This window comes from Methylobacterium segetis, assembly GCF_004348265.1.
GTDB lineage: Bacteria > Pseudomonadota > Alphaproteobacteria > Rhizobiales > Beijerinckiaceae > Methylobacterium > Methylobacterium segetis.
The window spans coordinates 1-15,855 of sequence record NZ_SMNT01000126.1 but is presented as its reverse complement, the minus strand read 5'-3'; the positions used below and the strand labels follow the sequence as shown (position 1 = coordinate 15,855).

Here is a 15,855-nt window from a genome sequence, read left to right as displayed (position 1 = left end):
CGTGCCGGGCGAGGTCCACGTGGATGTGGTCGTAGTGGAACACGTTCGAGCCCGGGGCCAGCACGGTGGTGAAGCGCTGGCAGGCGCCGAGGAAGACCTCGCGCAGGAAGCCCTGCTCGGCCTCGGTGCCGCGCCAGCCGCCCTTGACGGTGATGACGGACCCGTCGGCGAGCTTGAAGGACATGATGTCGACGGCGTTGCCGAAGGAATGCTCCGAGAGCTTGGCGCCGGCCTGGTTGTTGCGGCCGCGGCAGGCGTAGGAGCCCGCGTTGATCTCGGCCACGGGCTGGCCGAAATAGAGGTTCGCCGCGGGCTGGATCGTGTCGGCGAGCCACGCCTCGGCCTCCGCCAGCGCCGGGCAGGCGAGCGTCATGCGCTGCTTGAGGAGCACCGAGCCGTTGCCGAGCCGGGTGACGCGGAAGGGCTGCTGCATGCCGCAGGGGCCCGGCCCGTCGATCTCCTTGGCCGCCGTCACGAACTCGGTCTGCTGCACGAGCTTCTTGGCGAGGCAGACCTGCTCCGCTTGGTCTCGCCACGGCTCGCGCCGCTCAAACTTGTTGAGCGCACAGCCGGTGAGCCCCGCGCCGAACAGCGCAAGGGCGGAGAACGCGAAGACGCTACGCCACATGGTCCGGAAGATGCCGCAGGTTGTGTAAAGGGACCGTCAACGAAGGAGCGGCGGGGCCTTGCGTTGACAGGCAGGGGTCGTTCGGCCGAACTCCGCGCCCATGCTGTCCCTCGTCGATCTCCGCACCCGCATCGAAGCCGGCACGCTGACGCCGGAGGGCGCCGTCCGCCTCGTCGAGGCGGCGGTCGCGCAGGGCGAGCCGGGCGTACGGGCGATCGCCGCACAGGATCCGGCACCGTCGATCCCCGCGCGGGGGCCGCTCGCCGGCATCGCGGTCGGGATCAAGGACATCATCGACACGGCCCACCTGCCGACGCAGATGGGCTCGCCGCTCTACGCCGGCTGGCGGCCGAAGGCGGACGCGGCAATCGTGAGCCGGCTCAAGAGCCTCGGCGCGGTGCCGCTGGTGAAGACGACGACCTCCCCCTTCGCGAGCCTCGACCCCACGGCGACGCTGAACCCGAGCGCGCCCGGTCGGAGCCCGGGCGGCTCCTCGGCGGGCTCGGCCGCTTCCGTGGCGGCCGGAATGCTCCCGCTGGCGCTCGGCACGCAGACCGGCGGCTCGGTGATCCGGCCCGCCGCCTTCTGCGGGGTCGCGGCGATCAAGCCCTCCTTCCGGCTGCTGCCGACGGTGGGGGTGAAGACCTTCTCCTGGGCGCTCGACACGCTCGGGTTGTTCGGCGCGGGCATCCGCGACGTCGCCCACGCGCTGGCGCTCATCGCCGAGCGGCCGGCGATCGACCTGCCCGCCACCGAGCCCGGCGCGCCGCGCATCGGCCTCGTCCGCCTGGACTTCGCGGGCGCCGCCGACCCGGAGGCCGAGGCGGCGCTGGGCCGGGCCGTCCGCGCGGCCGAACGTGGGGGCGCCCGCGTGCGGGACCTCGCCCTGCCGGAGCCCCTGCCGGAGGCCTGGGCCCGCCACGGGCTCATCCAGGATTTCGAGGCGCGCCAAGCCCTCGCCTGGGAATATGCTGCGCATCGCGCGGCCCTCTCCGAGAAGCTCGGGCCCCAGCTCGACCGGGCGCAGGACATCACGTCCTCGGCCTACGACGACGCCCGCCGCCACGCGCACCGGGCCCGGGGCGTCCTCAAGGACCTGTTCGCGGTATACGACGTGCTGCTCACCTACGCGGCGCCCGGCTACGCGCCGGAGGGCCTCGCCTCGACCGGCGACCCGCGCTTCAACCGGCTGTGGACGCTGATGGGCGTTCCGTGCGTGAACCTGCCTGTGCCGGGCGACGGCCCGCCGCTCGGCGTCCAGGTCATCGCCCGCTTCGGCGACGACGGGCGTGCGCTCGCCGCGGCCCGGATGATCGAGCGGGAGTTGGCGGAGGGTTAGCTCGCCTCCTCGCCCAGCGTCTCCTCGACGTAGAGTTGCTCTAGGAGCACCTTCATCACGGCGAGCAGCGGCAGCGCCAGCGCGATGCCCCAGAGGCCGAACAGGACGCCGAGAAGGAGCTGCCCGGCGAAGATCGTCGCGGGCGGGATGTCGAGCGCCCGCTTCTGGATGACGGGGGTGAGTACGTAGCTCTCCAGCGTCTGCACGGCGAGGTAGACGCCGAGCGCGCCGAGCACGGCGCTGAGCCCCGTGGCGAGGCTCGCCAGCAGGATGACGATGCCCGCGACCAGGGGGCCGATCGTCGGGATGAAGGCGAGGAGGCCCGCCTGCAGGCCCAGGATCAGCGAGCCGCCGACGCCGAGCAGCCAGAGGCCGGCCCAGGTGCAGAGGAAGATCACGGCCATGGTGATGAGCTGGCCGAAGAGCCAGTGGCGCAGGGTCTCGCCCATGCCGTCGAGCACCTTGGCGCCCCGCCGGCGGTGGCGCGGCGGCACGAAGCGCAGGAGCCCGTCGCGGTAGCTCCCCGGATCGACCGCGAAGGCGACGCCGAGGAAGACGATGACGAGCACGTTGCCGAGCGCGTTGAACAGGCCGAGGATCACGGAGGCCGCGGGGCCGAGCACGCTGCCCGCGTCCGACAGGAGCGTGCCGGGGCTCTTCAGGGCGCCGGAGGCGAGCCCGGCGAGGCCGCCGGATTTCTGCGGGAGATCGTCGTCCGCCTTGTCCCGCTTCTCGGCCCGGCCGGATGGCTGGCCGGAGCCCTGACCCGAGGATCCTTGGCTCGAGGATCCTTGGCTTGAGGATCCCTGGCCCGACGACCCCTGGCCCGACGACCCGGAGTCCCCGCCTGACCCCTGGCCGGCGCCCTGGCCGCCCTCGACGGCCTGGAGCAGGGGCACGTCGAGGCCGTGGGCCTTCAGCCAGTCGCTGACCGTACTCGTTTGCTGACGGATGGTCTGGCCGAGGTCGCGCCCCTGCTGCGCGACCGTGGCGCCGCCCAGGACGACGAGGCCGATCGTGCAGCCGGCGAGCGCGAGGCTCGCCAGCGTGAGCCGCAGGGCGCGCGAGATCGGCAGGACGTGACCGAGCCCGCGGGTGAGGCCGTCGAGGAAGACGCCGAACAGCGCGCCCGCGAAGATCAGGAGGAGCGTCGCCGCCGAGATCCAGGCGAGCGCCAGCAGCGCGGCGAAGGATACGACCGCGATGCCGGCGAAGGCCAGCGAGCGCGGCGTCCGGGCCTCGCCCGGCGGGAGGGGCGCGGCGTCGGTTGCGGAGGGTTTCATGCTAGCGGGACTCGTGCGGCTCGGGGGCCGGGCGCGCACGGCCGAAATCGGGTTCGGCCGTCTCCTGGCCCAGCGCGACGATGCCGCGGCGGATGGCGCGGGTCCGGGTGAAGAGGTCGTGCAGCGCGTCGCCGTCGCCCCAGCGGATCGCGCGCGCGAGGGCGGCGAGGTCCTCGTTGAAGCGTCCGAGCATCTCCAGCACGGCGTCCTTGTTGTTCAGGAAGACGTCGCGCCACATGGTCGGGTCGGAGGCGGCGATGCGGGTGAAATCCCGAAAGCCGCCGGCCGAGAACTTGATCACCTCGGATTGCGTCACCGTCTCGAGGTCGGCGGCCGTGCCGACGATGTTGTAGGCGATCAGGTGCGGCACGTGGCTCGTGATGGCGAGCACGAGGTCGTGGTGCTCGGCGCTCATGGTCTCGACGATGGCGCCGAGCCCCTGCCAGAGCGCGCGCACGCGCTCGACCGCCGCCTCGTCCGCCCCCTCCGGCGGGGTCAGGATGCACCAGCGGCCCGAGAACAGGGTCGAGAAGCCGGCATCCGGGCCGGAATACTCGGTGCCCGCCACGGGATGGGCCGGGACGAAGGCGACGCCCTCGCTCAGGTGCGGCGTCACCGCGGCCACCACCGCGCCCTTCACCGAGCCCACATCGGACAGGACGGAGCCTGGCTTCATGTGCCCGTGGAGCGCCTGTGCCACCGCGCCCGCGGCGCCGACCGGCACGCAGAGGATGACGAGGTCGGCGTTCTCGACCCCTTCGGCGGCGTCGCCGGTCACGCTATCGGCGAGGCCGAGGTCGCGGACCCGCGCGCGGACCGCCTCGTCCCGGTCGATCGCCACGATCGAGCGGCAGAGGCCGAACTGGCGGGCGCCGCGGGCGATCGAGGAGCCGATCAGGCCGAGCCCGACGATGGCGAGTCGGCTCACGACCGGCTCCGCCGCTCTCGCCTCAGCCATGCGCCGGTCCCCGCTGAAATTCGCTGAGGGCGGCGAGGAAGGCCTCGTTCGCCTCCGCGCTGCCGACCGTGACGCGCAGCGCGTTCGGCAGGCCGTAGGCGGCGACGCGCCGGGTGATGACGCCGCGCTGGGTCAAAAACGCGTCGGCCTCGGCCGCGCCGCGGCCGGGCTCCTCGGGGAAGTGCACGAGGAGGAAGTTGCCGACGCTCGGCGTCACCCGCAGGCCGAGACCGCTCACGGCCTCCGTCAGGCGCGGCAGCCAGGCCGCGTTGTGGGCGACGGCCGCCGCGACATGCGCCTCGTCGGCGATCGCCGCGGCGCCCGCCGCGATGCCCGAGGCCGACAGGTTGAAGGGGCCGCGGATCCGGTTGACCGCGTCGACGACGTGGGCCGGCCCGACCATCCAGCCGATGCGGAGCGCCGCGAGTCCGTAGATCTTCGAGAAGGTGCGGGTCATCACGACGTTCTCGGAGCCGAGGACGAGGTCGAGCCCGGCCGAATAGTCGTTCGCGCGGACGTATTCCGAGTAGGCCCCGTCGAGGACGAGAAGGACGTTTGCCGGCAAACCGGCATGGAGCCGGCGCACCTCCGAGAAGGGGAGGTAGGTGCCGGTCGGGTTGTTGGGGTTCGCGATGTAGACGATGCGGGTGGCCGGCGTGACCGCGGCGAGGATCGCGTCGACATCCGTCGTGAGGTCGCGCTCGGGCGCCACGACGGGCGTGCCGCCCGCGGCCAGGATCGCGATCCGGTAGACCAGGAATCCGTGCTCGGCGAAGATGCCCTCGTCGCCGGGTCCGACATAGGCGTAGGCGAGGAGCGAGAGCAGTTCGTCCGAGCCCGCGCCGCAGACGATCCGGTCCGGATCGAGGCCGAACTTGCGGGCGATGGCCGCGCGAAGCCGGGTCGAGCTGCCGTCCGGGTAGAGGGCGAGGCCACCCGCCGTCTCGCGCATCGCCGCGACCGCGGCAGGGCTCGGCCCCAGCGGCGTCTCGTTCGAGGAGAGCTTGTGGACCTTGCGCGCGCCGGGCGCCCCGCTCTTGCCCGGCACGTAGGCCTCGATGGCGAGAACGCCGGGGCGCGGCGTCGGGCGGGCGAGATCCGTGTCTCGGGAAGCGGGGGCGGTCATGGCGCGGCTTGGTGCGAAAGGAGGGGTCAGGCTCGCCCCTCTACAGCGTTCGCGGGCCTCTGCCCACCGGCGGGCGGGAAAATGCGCGCTCTACACCCGGAAGCGGGCGGCGTGGCTGCCCGTCTCGTCGAGGGCGCCGACCGAGGGCCCGGCCCGCTCCAGCGCCTCGCGAAGCTGGCGGGATCCGACGCCGCCGGGCACGGCGATGAGGAGCCGCTCCTCGCCCGCGAGCGGCGCGGCGCGGGCCACCACCTCGCCGTAGAGATCCTGAAGGGCCCGCTCGGCCTCCGGCGTCCAGCGGGCGATGCGGGCCGCGTGCAGCACCCAGTCGCGCTGGGCGGCCGAGGGGTCGTCGAGAGGTTTGGCCACCACGAAGACGGGCGTGCCCGCCGGGTGCGTCGGGCGCTCGATGAAGGGAAGCCGCGCGATCACCTTGGGCCGGCCCTCGCCCACGAGCCCGTCCCACCACGCCGCTCCCGCGAGCGGTGCCCTCGCGCCCCTCGGGTCGAATCGGAAGATGCCGAGATCGCCCCGGGAGGCCGCCACCGCCTCGATCACCGCCGCGCAGGTGGGGTGGGGCCGATAGGGCACCGTGAAGCCGAAATGGAAGCGGGCGGAGTCGCGCATCGCCGCGTCCCCGCCCGAGATGTCCGCATGCACCGAAAACGGTGCCTGCACGTAGGTGAAGGTCGCGATGATGACGCGCCAGATCCCCTCCACCGTGTCGAGGGGGAGGAGGCCCCGGTGGCGCTCGGCCACCCGCCGCATCATCGCGGCCTCGCGCCCCGGCCGGAAGGCGGAGCCGGAGGCGGACGTGCCCTTCACCGCGATCAGCCGATCGATGATCGAGCCGCGCTGGATCAGCAGGGCATGCATCTCGGCGTCGATCCGGTCGATCTCCGCGCGGAGATCCGCGAGGTTGTCGAGCGGCGGCGCGGCTCTCTTCGAAAAGCGCATGCGGGGTCGGGGATCGCGTGGGGCCGGAGTGACGTCCGCCCGTGTTTACGATCCGGCGGCCCGGAGGGCCAGCGCCCGCGCATGACAGACGGGCGGTGGCGGAACGTGCCCGGGCCTTTCGTTGACGCCCGAGGGCGCACACACTAACTCCACGGGGCGGGGGCAGGCGTGCGAGGCGGCTCGCCTCGGCCGACCGCTTCGGACCCGGCGCCGCGGGCTTCAGGACGGCGACGGCACCCCTCAAGACGCGTCATGGATACTACCCCCGAAACCTGCCTGGACTCCCGCACGGATCCGGCCGCCCGGCTGCGGGAGACCGGCCGCGAGCCGTCCCAGGCCCTCGATCCGAAGAGCCCGGTCGCCCGGTTCGGCACGGACCGGCCGCTGCCGATGGATTCGGGGGTGATGCTCGCGCCTTTCCAGGTCGCCTACCAGACGGCCGGAACGCTGAACGCCGACCGCTCGAACGCGGTCCTGATCTGCCACGCGCTGACGGGCGACCAGCACTTCGCCCACACCCACCCCGTCACCGGCAAGCCCGGCTGGTGGGAGACGCTCGTCGGGCCCGGCAAGCCCGTCGACACGGACCGGTTCTTCGTCGTCTGCTCGAACGTGATCGGCTCCTGCATGGGCTCGACGGGGCCGGCCTCCCTCAACCCGGACACGAATCGCCCCTACGGGCTCGACTTCCCGTTGGTGACGATCCGCGACATGGTCCGCGCGCAGGCGATGCTGCTCGACCATCTCGGGATCGGCGAGCTCCTCCTCTGCATCGGCGGCTCGATGGGCGGGATGCAGGTGCTGCAATGGGCCGCGCTCTACCCCGAGCGGGTCTTCGCGGCGATGCCCATCGCGACCGGCGCCCGCCACTCGGCCCAGAACATCGCCTTCCACGAGGTCGGCCGGCAGGCGATCATGGCCGACCCGGCCTGGGCGGACGGGCGCTACCTCGAAGCCGGCACGCGCCCCTCGAAGGGCCTCGGCGTGGCCCGGATGGGCGCGCACATCACCTACCTGTCGGAGGCCGCTTTGCACCGGAAGTTCGGCCGCCGCTTCCAGGCGGGCTCGGCGCCGACCTTCTCGTTCAACGCCGACTTCCAGATCGAGAGCTACCTGCGCCACCAGGGCCTCAGCTTCGTCGAGCGCTTCGACGCGAACGCCTACCTCTACCTGACCCGCGCGATGGACTATTTCGACCTCGCCGAGGACCATGGCGGCGTGCTCGCCAATGCCTTCCGGGGCACGAGGACGCGCTTCTGCGTGATGTCCTTCACCTCCGACTGGCTGTTCCCCACGGCCGATTCCCGGGCGATCGTGCACGCGCTCAACGCCGCCTCCGCGCCCGTCGCCTTCGTGGAGGTGGAGAGCGACAAGGGCCACGACGCCTTCCTCCTCGACGAGCCCGCCATGTTCTCGGCCGCCAAGGGCTTCATCGACGCGGCCGCCCGGGCGCGCGGCCTATGAGCGCGCAGCCCGACATCATGGGGGATGCAGGAGCCCCCTGGGACGCGGCCGACGCCCTGCCGCGCGCCGAGGATGCCGGCGGCGCGCGCGTCGACCACCTCGTCGTGCTGGGGCTGGTGCCGCCGGGCGCGCGCGTCCTCGACATCGGCTGCGGCGACGGCACCCTGCTGGCGCTGCTGCGCGACCGGCGCGGCGTCGACGGGCGTGGCATCGAATTGTCGCGGGAAGGCGTCAATGCCTGCCTCGCCCGCGGCCTCTCGGTGATCCAGGGCGACGCCGACACGGATCTCGCGAACTATCCCGACGGCGCCTTCGACGTCGTGGTCCTGTCCCAGACCATCCAGGCGACGCGCAACCCGCGCATCGTGCTGGAGCACCTGCTGCGCATCGGCCGGCAGGTGATCATCTCCTTCCCGAATTTCGGCCATTGGCGGGTGCGGGCCGAGCTCGCCTTCCGCGGGCGCATGCCCGTCACAGCCATGCTGCCCGAGGCGTGGTATGAGACCCAGAACATCCACCATTGCACGATCCGCGACTTCGTCGGCCTGTGCCGGGTCGTCGGCGCGCGCATCGAGAAGGCCACCGCCCTCGACGCGCGGGGACACCCGATGCGCTTCTCGATGCCCTGGTGGGTCTGGAACCTGATCGGCGCGCAAGGGGTGTTCCTGCTGCGCCGGGAGTGAGCCGGCCGACGAGGGGCATGGCCGACCGCCCTCACCCCACCTGGATCGACAGGCGGCCGTTGGCCCTCTCGAGGCTGCGGGCGAGGAGCCGCATCAGCGCGTAGACCGCGTCGATATGCGGCGTCGCCGTGTCCGTGAGGCGGCCGAGCTCGATCACCGAGCCAACGAGCGCCTCGAGTTCGATCGCGCGGCCGTTCTCCACGTCCTGCAGCATCGAGGTCTTGTGCGCGCCAACCTTCTCCGCGCCCGCGATGCGCCGGTCGATGCCCACGCGGAAGCCGATGCCGAGCTTGCCCGCGATCGCTTCCGCCTCCTCCATCATCGACCGCGCGAGCGCCCGCGTGTCCGGGAACTGGCAGATGTCGACGAGGGTCGCGTGCGTCAGCGCGGAGATCGGGTTGAAGCTGAGATTGCCCCACAGCTTGAGCCAGATCTCGGCGCGGATGTCCTCGAAAACGGGGGCCTTGAAGCCCGCTCTCGTGAGCCGCTCGGCGAGGTCGAGCACGCGCGCGCTCCTCGAACCGTCGAGTTCGCCGAGGCCGTAGCGCTGGCCCTCGACCACTTGGACGAGTCCGGGCTCCGTCAGGATCGCGGCCGGGTAGACGACGGAGCCGATCACCTGGGCCGGGTCGAGATTGCGGGCGATGAGGCCGCCGGGATCGGCGGACTCGATGTGCGTGCCCGCGTAAGCACCGCCGTGGCCGCCCGCGAAGTACCACCACGGGATGCCGTTCTGGAGGGTGACGACCACCGTCTCGGGGCCGATCAGGTGTCGCAGATCCTCGGCGATCGGGCCGACCTGATGCGCCTTGACGGTGAGCAGCACGATGTCGTGCACGCCCGCCTCCGCCATCGACTGCGTCGCCCGCACGTCGCGGGCGTGATACGCGGTGCCGTCCTCGTCGATGAGGCGCATGCCGTTGGCCCGGATGGCCTCGAGATTGGCGCCGCGGGCGATGAAGGTGACCGCCTCGCCCGCATGCGCGAGCTTCACACCCAATTGGCCGCCGATGGCTCCGGCGCCGACGATCGCGATGCTCATGAAACCGTCCTTCGGGTCGCTCGCGCCCCCTCCCCCTGAGAGGGCTCGCGCGGTTTGTCGATTGGATGGGATGGGGTCCCGGGGCTGCTCGCTCTGCGGGCGGCCAGATCAGGCCGACCGTATTTTGAATGCCAGGAGCATCGCCGAAATCGGGCCCGGAAGTCGCGCGCAAAATTTTTGGTGGAACCGCAGGAAAAATTTAGGTGGTCGACAGAGAAATTCGACTCAGAGTTGTATTTATTCAGTTATTCCCGCGCCACATCAAGATGTTAGCCCCCCGCTCGGCTTCGTGATGGAACATTCGGGAGCCGGTCCCGTTCTGACCTCCCGAGAGCGCGCAGTCACGCTTGCGATCCGGGTCCGGGCCGAAATCCGGGCTCCCGATCACGGGTCCGCGCAGCCCCACAACACCCACACGGGAGTTCATCGATGAGCAGCACCACCGACAAGATCAAGGGCCTCGCCAACGAGGCGATCGGCAACGTGAAGCAGGGCGTCGGCAGCATCACCGGCAACGAGAAGCTTCAGGCCGAGGGCAAGGCGCAGGAGCTGAAGGGCGAGGCCCAGAAGACGGTGGGCAACGCCAAGGACGGCGTGAAGAACGCCGCCCAGAGCGCGGCCGACGCCGTCAAGAAGATCTGATCCGCACCGGTCGAACGCGCACGGAGGGCGGGCGCCAGCCCCTCTCCGCGCACGGCACCGGAGGGCCGGCCGCGCCGGCCCTCGCACAGACAGAATGAGGTTGCCAGCATGAACAGGGATCGGATCGAAGGCGGCATCCGCCATCTCCGCGGCCGCGCGAAGACCGCGGTCGGCGCCGTGGCCGGCCGGCCGGTGCCGCAGGTCGAGGGCGCGATCGATCAGGTCGCGGGCGCGGCCCAGTACGCGTACGGCGAAGCCCGGGACGCCGCGCGCGGCCTGCGCCAGGACGGGGAGCGCCTCGTCGGGGAGGCGCGCGACCGCGGGCGCGAGATCGCGGAGGATCTCGGCGAGCGCGGCCAGCGCTACCGGGACGAGGCCCTGCATCGCGGCCGCGCCATCGCGCGCCGCGCCGAGGACAACAAGACGGCGACCCTCCTTCTGGTAGCGGCCGCCGCGTTCAGCCTCGGCTGGCTGAGCCGCCGCGCGCAGTGACGGGCGTCGCCGGACGGCCGAACGGGCATCCCGGAAGCGGGATGCCTTTTTTCATGGCCCGCGATCCCTTAGAGGCGTCCTGAGGGGTCGCGGCCCGAAGGGCCATCGCCGGATCCGCGAGAGGCCGAGCCATGCCGTTCCGTTCCTGGGGTGATCTCACGACGCAGGATCTCGCCGGGCGGGAGGCGGGCCGCACCATCGCGATCCTGCCCGTCGCCGCGATCGAGCAGCACGGCCCGCATCTCCCGCTCGCCACCGATCTCATCATCGCCGAGGGCTATCTCGCCCGTCTCGCCGCGCTCGTCCCGGACGACCTTGACGTTCTGGCCCTGCCCGCCCAGAGCATCGGCAAGTCGGACGAGCACGACGCCTTCGCGGGCACGCTGACGCTCACGGCCGAGACGGCCCTGCGCGCCTGGACCGAGATCGGGCTGAGCCTGCACCGGTCCGGCATCGCCAAGCTCGTCATCGTCACCTCCCACGGCGGCAACAGCGGGCTCATCGATCTCGTCGCGGGCGAGCTTCGAGGCCGCTGCGGCATGGTGGCCGTGACGACGTCCTGGAGCCGCTTCGGCTACCCGCCGGGCCTGTTCCCGGAGGCGGAGATCCGTCACGGCATCCACGCGGGCGGCATCGAGACCGCCCTGATGCTGGCGCTCCGGCCCGATCTCGTCCGGCACGGGGCGGTCGCGGATTTCGTGCCGCGCACGGTCGCGATGGAGGCGGCCTTCACGCATCTTCGCGCCGGGCGGCCCGCCGCCTTCGCCTGGAAGGCCGGCGACCTCCACCCCACGGGTGCGCTCGGCGACGCGCGCCTCGGCACGGCGGAGGCCGGCCGCGCCGCCCTCGACCACGGTGCCCGCGCCTTCGTCGAACTCCTGCGCGACGTCGACCGCTTCCGCCTCGACGGGTGAGCGGCCGCTCAGGCCGCCTTGCGGTTGACGTTCGCCTCGGCCAACGCCGTCAGGGTCTTGTCGGTCGCCTTCTCCTCCCCGAGCGTCTGCTCCAGCAGGCCCACCACGTTGTCGTGGCCGAGTTGCTTGGCGTAGGCGATGAGGGTGCCGTAGCGGGTGATCTCGTAATGCTCCACCGCCTGCGCGCCGGCGATCAGGGCCGCGTCGAGAACCTGCGGGTCGCCCACATCGCCCATGATCTCCTTGGTCTCGGAGATGATGCCGTTGATCGCCGCGCACTCGACGCCCTTGGCCGGCTTGCCGAGTTGCTGGAACACCTGCTCCAAACGCTGGATCTGACCCTCGGTCTCACGCAGGTGCTTCTCGAAGCCCTGCTTGAGCTGCGGCTCACCGGCTTTCTCGATCATCTTCGGCAGGGCTTTGGTGATCTGCTGCTCGGCGTAATAGATGTCCTGCAGCATATGCGTGAACAGATCGTCCATCGTCTTGATCGGGGTGGTGAAGAGACCCATCGTTCCTCTCCCTCATGCTCGAGCGTGACGCGTGCCGTGTGGACATGCACGGGTCAGCTTGGCTGAGGAACCGCGAGGTGGGGCGCAAGTTCCTGAGCTTGACTTGATCTGACCTTGACATTCGGAACCGAATGTCGCCCGCCCTCACCCCTCTTCGCCGCCCTCCTCGGGCGGGCTCAGGGCCGGCCACGCGACGATGCGCTCGGGATATTCCTCCTCGTCGAACTCCTCCTCGTTGCCGGCGAGACGGCCGCGCACCGAGATGCCGGCCTCGTGGACGCTCGCGGCCCGGCCCGAGACGAGGGGATGCCAGTCGGGCAGGTCGAGCCCGTCGCGCACGAGGCGGTAGGCGCAGGTCGGCGGCAGCCAGGAGATGGTGCGCACCGCCTCCGGCGTCAGCCGCACGCAATCGGGCACCCGCTTCTGGCGGCGGGCATAATCGCGGCAGCGGCAGCCGATCCCGTCGAGGAGGGTGCAGCCGATGTCGGTGTGGTGCACCTCGCCCGTCTCCTCGTCCTCGAGCTTGATCAGGCAGCAGCGCCCGCAGCCGTCGCACAGGCTCTCCCACTCCGCCGGATCCATCGCGTCGAGGGACTTCCTGCGCCAGAACGGTTCTGCGGCGGCCGTGCGGGCGCGGCTCTCCCCCATCGGGATTCCTCTGTGCGTTCCGAGGTCTAGCGCCCGGCCGCCCGTCGCGGGCCGGCACGCCGGCCTGCTCTGCCGCAAGGCCGCGGCCGGTGCAAGCGAGGCCGGATGGGCCATCTCCGCCACCGCCGCGCCCCAATCCTGGATCAAGGTTAACGGAATCCTGCCGCGTCGCCGTGCGGCGATCCCGCCGCCTCGCGCGTTGAGGACGCACCCGCAGAAATCGACCGTGGCGCATCGGTAAGCCTCGCGGACGGGCCCGGGGCTTGGTAGAGATGGAGCGGGGCGCCGTGCCGACCGGCGTCGGACCCTGCGGTGCCCGAGGAACCGGACCACGCCGTGCGCCTGCCGAACGCCAAAACGCTCCTGACGCGCGTCAAGCACGCGGCCCTCGCCTTCGACGCCTGGGTCAATGCGAGCCTCTACGACAGCGGCCGCTCGACGGGCGAGGCCTACGAGCGCTTCCAGGAGCGCATGAGCGTGTTCTCGGTGCGCGGCTGGAAGCGCGTCGCGCTCGATCTGACCAGCGAGGGCGTCACGCTCGGCACGGGCGGCGCCATCCTGATGCTGGCGCTCGCGCAGCCCGCCTTCAACCTGACGAGCGACAACTGGCTGAAGCAGCAGGACCTCGCCGTCACCTTCCTCGACCGCTACGGCACCGAGGTCGGGCGGCGGGGCATCAAGCACGACGATTCGCTCAAGCTCGACGACTTTCCCGACATCATGATCAAGGCGCTGGTCTCGACGGAGGACCGGCGCTTCTACGAGCACTGGGGCATCGACCCGATCGGCACGGCGCGCGCCCTCGTCAACAACTCGCGCGGCGGCGGCGGCACGCAGGGCGGCTCCTCGATCACGCAGCAGCTCGCCAAGAACCTGTTCCTGACCAACGAGCGCTCGCTGGAGCGCAAGGTCAACGAGGCCTTCCTGGCGCTGTGGCTCGAGAGCCACCTCTCCAAGAACGAGATCCTGAAGCTCTATCTCGACCGCGCCTATATGGGCGGCGGCACCTTCGGGGCGGTGGCCGCGGCCGACTATTATTTCGGCAAGCCGCTCAAGGACATCAGCCTCGCCGAGGCGGCGATGCTCGCCGGCCTGTTCAAGGCGCCGACGAAGTACGCGCCGCACGTGAACCTGCCGGCCGCCCGCGCCCGCGCCGGCGACGTGCTGCACAACATGGTGGAGGCGGGCTTCGTCACGGAAGGCCAGATCCAGACCGCCCTGCGCAACCCCGCGACCCCGGTGACGCGCCAGCGCGACATCACGGCCGACTACTACCTCGATTGGGCCTTCAACGAGATCAAGGGCTTGGCGGATGCCGGCCGCTTGCGCAACGACCGCGTGCTGACCGTGAAGACGCCCCTCGACATCGGCATCCAGAAGCGGGCCGACCAAGTGGTCGAGAACGTGCTGCGCCAGTACGGGGACCAGTACGACGTCGACGAGACGGCGATGGTCATCCTCGACCCGGACGGGGCGCTCCGTGCCATGGTCGGCGGCGCCGATTACGGCGAGAGCCAGTTCAACCGCGCCACCGACGCGCTGCGCCAGCCCGGCTCCTCCTTCAAGCCCTACGTCTATGCCGCGGCGCTCGCCTCCGGGCAGTACCGGCCCGAGACGAAGGTGGTCGACCGCCCGGTCTGCATCGGCAATTGGTGCCCGCAGAATTACGGCCGCTCCTACGCGGGGGCGACGAACCTCACGGTCGCGGTGACGAAGTCGATCAACACGATCCCGATCCAGATCTCGATCGCGCTCGGCAAGGCGATGGGCATCTCCCACGAGGCCCGGGCCGCGAAGGCGGGCCGCGCCAAGATCATCGAGACCGCCCACAAGATGGGCATCACCACGCCGCTGACCGATTCCGTCTCCCTGCCGATCGGTTCGGCCGAGGTGACGGTGATCGATCAGGCCGCGGGCTACGCGGTGTTCGCCAATGGCGGGCGGCGGGCCAAGCCCTACGCGGCGATGGAGGTGCGGAACTCCTCCGGCGAGGTGATCTACCGCCACGACGACGAGAAGCCCGAGCAGGTGCTCTCGACCCAGGTCGTGGCCGACATGAACTTCATGCTGAACAAGGTGGTGGAGGAGGGCACGGCCCGGCGCGCCCAGATCGAGGGCGTCAAGGTGGCGGGCAAGACCGGCACCACGAACGCCTACCGCGACGCATGGTTCGTCGGCTACACGGGCAATTACGTCGGTGCGGTCTGGGTCGGCAACGACGACCACAGCCCGTCGAACAAGATGACGGGCGGCTCGCTGCCCGCCATGCTCTGGCACGACGTGATGGAGAACGCCCACCAGGGCATCGAGCTGAAGGTGATGCCGGGCCTCCGGGACGGCGCCCGCCCGGCCGCGCAGGTGAGCAGCAATCCGGCCGCGCCCGCGGGCGGCGGAGCCAGTGCGGCAGGCAAGCTCTCGCGCCGCTCCTTCGAGGTGATCGGCGGCCTCAACGGATTGTTCCGCTCGGTCGAGCCCGCCGTCGCGGGTTCGGGGGGCCAGAAACCCGGCTTCAAGCCGGCGGCGGCCGCGGATCCCGCTTCGGGGACCTCCGGCAGCCTCGCCGAGGGCGTGCGCCCGGCGGCCAGCCGCATCGAGACCCGCTGAGGCAATGGTCGTGACGAGTTTGGCGGAGAGACAACCGGGCGGTCCGCGCGCGCAGGCCGGGGCGGCGGGCCTCGGCGGGCGGGCAGCGGGCGCCGTGCGCGACTTCCTGCGCAAGACCTCGCGGGTCGGGCTCGTGCTCTACGCCCTCGGCCTCGGCGCCGGGCTCGGGCTCGTCAGCGCCGACTGGGCGACGCGGGGCCGCTACCCGTTCGGCGGCGTCACCGTCGGTCCCTGGACGGCGTGGCCGCGGGCGGGCGCCGCCAATGCCGACCCCTATGCCCGGGCCGTCAACGCGCGCCGGGGCGAGATCCCGCTCGCGGTCGGCGAGGGGCTGCTGCTCTCCGCGACGACGGACGACGAAGGCCGCGCGCTCGAGGCCGGCTGCAGCTACAGCATCGCCGGCCACACGCCGCCCGCGCGGGCCTGGACGCTGACGGTCACGGGCCGCGGCGCGGCGGAGCCGGGCCGGCCGGCCCTGCGCGGCGGCTTCACCTCGACCGAGATCCTGCGCGAGCGCGACGGGCGTTTCGTGATCGCCCTCGCCCCCGGGGCCCGGCCCGGGA

General features: G+C 71.6%; 16 protein-coding genes. 8 read left to right on the top strand and 8 right to left on the bottom strand.

Features of this window, described 5'->3' with window-relative positions; translation table 11 throughout:
• Window positions 1–628 (bottom strand): extensin-like domain-containing protein (locus E1J50_RS23340; RefSeq protein WP_132256168.1); only part of this gene is annotated, 628 nt, incomplete at its 3' end.
• A gap of 100 nt (window positions 629–728) precedes the next feature.
• Between E1J50_RS23340 and E1J50_RS23335 the strand changes: the two genes are divergently transcribed.
• Window positions 729–1,967, top strand: a complete 1,239-nt coding sequence (locus E1J50_RS23335) for an amidase (RefSeq protein WP_132256166.1) — start codon at window positions 729–731, stop codon at window positions 1,965–1,967.
• Here E1J50_RS23335 and E1J50_RS23330 read toward each other — a convergent pair.
• The 4 genes from E1J50_RS23330 to E1J50_RS23315 form a co-directional block, all read right to left on the bottom strand.
• Window positions 1,964–3,250, bottom strand: a complete 1,287-nt coding sequence (locus E1J50_RS23330) for an AI-2E family transporter (protein ID WP_132256164.1) — start codon at window positions 3,248–3,250, stop codon at window positions 1,964–1,966. The genes E1J50_RS23335 and E1J50_RS23330 overlap by 4 nt on opposite strands.
• Before the next feature lies 1 nt (window position 3,251).
• Complete coding sequence (locus E1J50_RS23325; protein ID WP_132256162.1) at window positions 3,252–4,208, bottom strand: prephenate/arogenate dehydrogenase family protein; 957 nt, start codon at window positions 4,206–4,208, stop codon at window positions 3,252–3,254.
• The gene (locus tag E1J50_RS23320; protein WP_132256159.1) at window positions 4,201–5,334 is read right to left on the bottom strand and encodes a pyridoxal phosphate-dependent aminotransferase; all 1,134 of its coding nucleotides are present in this window, start codon (window positions 5,332–5,334) and stop codon (window positions 4,201–4,203) included. The genes E1J50_RS23325 and E1J50_RS23320 overlap by 8 nt, the downstream gene beginning before the upstream one ends.
• A 90-nt stretch (window positions 5,335–5,424) precedes the next feature.
• Window positions 5,425–6,291, bottom strand: coding sequence for a chorismate mutase (locus E1J50_RS23315; RefSeq protein ID WP_132256157.1), 867 nt, complete (start codon window positions 6,289–6,291; stop codon window positions 5,425–5,427).
• Window positions 6,292–6,543: 252 nt separating this feature from the next.
• Between E1J50_RS23315 and metX the strand changes: the two genes are divergently transcribed.
• Window positions 6,544–7,755 carry a homoserine O-acetyltransferase MetX gene (metX, locus tag E1J50_RS23310; RefSeq protein WP_132256155.1) on the top strand — a complete coding sequence of 404 codons (1,212 nt, stop codon included), beginning with the start codon at window positions 6,544–6,546 and terminating at the stop codon, window positions 7,753–7,755.
• Entirely contained in the window at window positions 7,752–8,438 is a 687-nt protein-coding gene (metW, locus tag E1J50_RS23305) for a methionine biosynthesis protein MetW (RefSeq protein ID WP_132256152.1), read from the top strand. Before metX ends, metW begins: the two co-directional genes overlap by 4 nt.
• A gap of 31 nt (window positions 8,439–8,469) precedes the next feature.
• Here the strand turns inward: metW and E1J50_RS23300 are convergent, their stop codons facing one another.
• A complete protein-coding gene (locus E1J50_RS23300; protein ID WP_132256150.1) occupies window positions 8,470–9,480 on the bottom strand; it encodes a 2-dehydropantoate 2-reductase in 1,011 nt (336 codons plus the stop codon).
• A 429-nt stretch (window positions 9,481–9,909) separates the two neighbouring features.
• On the opposite strand from E1J50_RS23300, the gene E1J50_RS23295 reads away from it, so the two are divergent.
• The 3 genes from E1J50_RS23295 to E1J50_RS23285 all read left to right on the top strand — a co-directional run bounded on the left by E1J50_RS23295 (window position 9,910) and on the right by E1J50_RS23285 (window position 11,528).
• Window positions 9,910–10,122 (top strand): CsbD family protein, encoded by a 213-nt coding sequence (locus E1J50_RS23295; RefSeq protein WP_132256148.1) that lies wholly within the window; start codon window positions 9,910–9,912, stop codon window positions 10,120–10,122.
• Window positions 10,123–10,230: 108 nt separating this feature from the next.
• Window positions 10,231–10,614, top strand: coding sequence for a CsbD family protein (locus E1J50_RS23290; RefSeq protein ID WP_132256147.1), 384 nt, complete (start codon window positions 10,231–10,233; stop codon window positions 10,612–10,614).
• A gap of 131 nt (window positions 10,615–10,745) precedes the next feature.
• Entirely contained in the window at window positions 10,746–11,528 is a 783-nt protein-coding gene (locus E1J50_RS23285; protein WP_132256146.1) for a creatininase family protein, read from the top strand.
• An 8-nt stretch (window positions 11,529–11,536) separates the two neighbouring features.
• Here the strand turns inward: E1J50_RS23285 and E1J50_RS23280 are convergent, their stop codons facing one another.
• Together E1J50_RS23280 and E1J50_RS23275 are read right to left on the bottom strand one after the other, a co-directional pair.
• A complete protein-coding gene (locus tag E1J50_RS23280; protein WP_132256145.1) occupies window positions 11,537–12,040 on the bottom strand; it encodes a YciE/YciF ferroxidase family protein in 504 nt (167 codons plus the stop codon).
• A gap of 144 nt (window positions 12,041–12,184) precedes the next feature.
• Window positions 12,185–12,688 carry a YcgN family cysteine cluster protein gene (locus tag E1J50_RS23275; RefSeq protein WP_132256144.1) on the bottom strand — a complete coding sequence of 168 codons (504 nt, stop codon included), beginning with the start codon at window positions 12,686–12,688 and terminating at the stop codon, window positions 12,185–12,187.
• A 336-nt stretch (window positions 12,689–13,024) separates the two neighbouring features.
• On the opposite strand from E1J50_RS23275, the gene E1J50_RS23270 reads away from it, so the two are divergent.
• On the top strand, window positions 13,025–15,292 hold the full coding sequence (locus tag E1J50_RS23270) for a transglycosylase domain-containing protein (protein WP_132256170.1): 2,268 nt from the start codon (window positions 13,025–13,027) through the stop codon (window positions 15,290–15,292).
• A gap of 10 nt (window positions 15,293–15,302) precedes the next feature.
• On the top strand, window positions 15,303–15,855 hold a 553-nt coding region (locus E1J50_RS23265; RefSeq protein ID WP_425374962.1), incomplete at its 3' end, for a DUF1214 domain-containing protein.

Coding starts and splice junctions, on each gene's coding strand:
- E1J50_RS23285 (WP_132256146.1), top strand. CDS start 10,746: ATGCCGTTCCGTTCCTGGGGTGATCTCACGACGCAGGATCTCGCCGGG.
- E1J50_RS23280 (WP_132256145.1), bottom strand. CDS start 12,040: ATGGGTCTCTTCACCACCCCGATCAAGACGATGGACGATCTGTTCACG.
- E1J50_RS23300 (WP_132256150.1), bottom strand. CDS start 9,480: ATGAGCATCGCGATCGTCGGCGCCGGAGCCATCGGCGGCCAATTGGGT.
- E1J50_RS23315 (WP_132256157.1), bottom strand. CDS start 6,291: ATGCGCTTTTCGAAGAGAGCCGCGCCGCCGCTCGACAACCTCGCGGAT.
- metX (WP_132256155.1), top strand. CDS start 6,544: ATGGATACTACCCCCGAAACCTGCCTGGACTCCCGCACGGATCCGGCC.
- E1J50_RS23275 (WP_132256144.1), bottom strand. CDS start 12,688: ATGGGGGAGAGCCGCGCCCGCACGGCCGCCGCAGAACCGTTCTGGCGC.
- E1J50_RS23330 (WP_132256164.1), bottom strand. CDS start 3,250: ATGAAACCCTCCGCAACCGACGCCGCGCCCCTCCCGCCGGGCGAGGCC.
- E1J50_RS23335 (WP_132256166.1), top strand. CDS start 729: ATGCTGTCCCTCGTCGATCTCCGCACCCGCATCGAAGCCGGCACGCTG.
- metW (WP_132256152.1), top strand. CDS start 7,752: ATGAGCGCGCAGCCCGACATCATGGGGGATGCAGGAGCCCCCTGGGAC.
- E1J50_RS23320 (WP_132256159.1), bottom strand. CDS start 5,334: ATGACCGCCCCCGCTTCCCGAGACACGGATCTCGCCCGCCCGACGCCG.
- E1J50_RS23295 (WP_132256148.1), top strand. CDS start 9,910: ATGAGCAGCACCACCGACAAGATCAAGGGCCTCGCCAACGAGGCGATC.
- E1J50_RS23290 (WP_132256147.1), top strand. CDS start 10,231: ATGAACAGGGATCGGATCGAAGGCGGCATCCGCCATCTCCGCGGCCGC.
- E1J50_RS23325 (WP_132256162.1), bottom strand. CDS start 4,208: ATGGCTGAGGCGAGAGCGGCGGAGCCGGTCGTGAGCCGACTCGCCATC.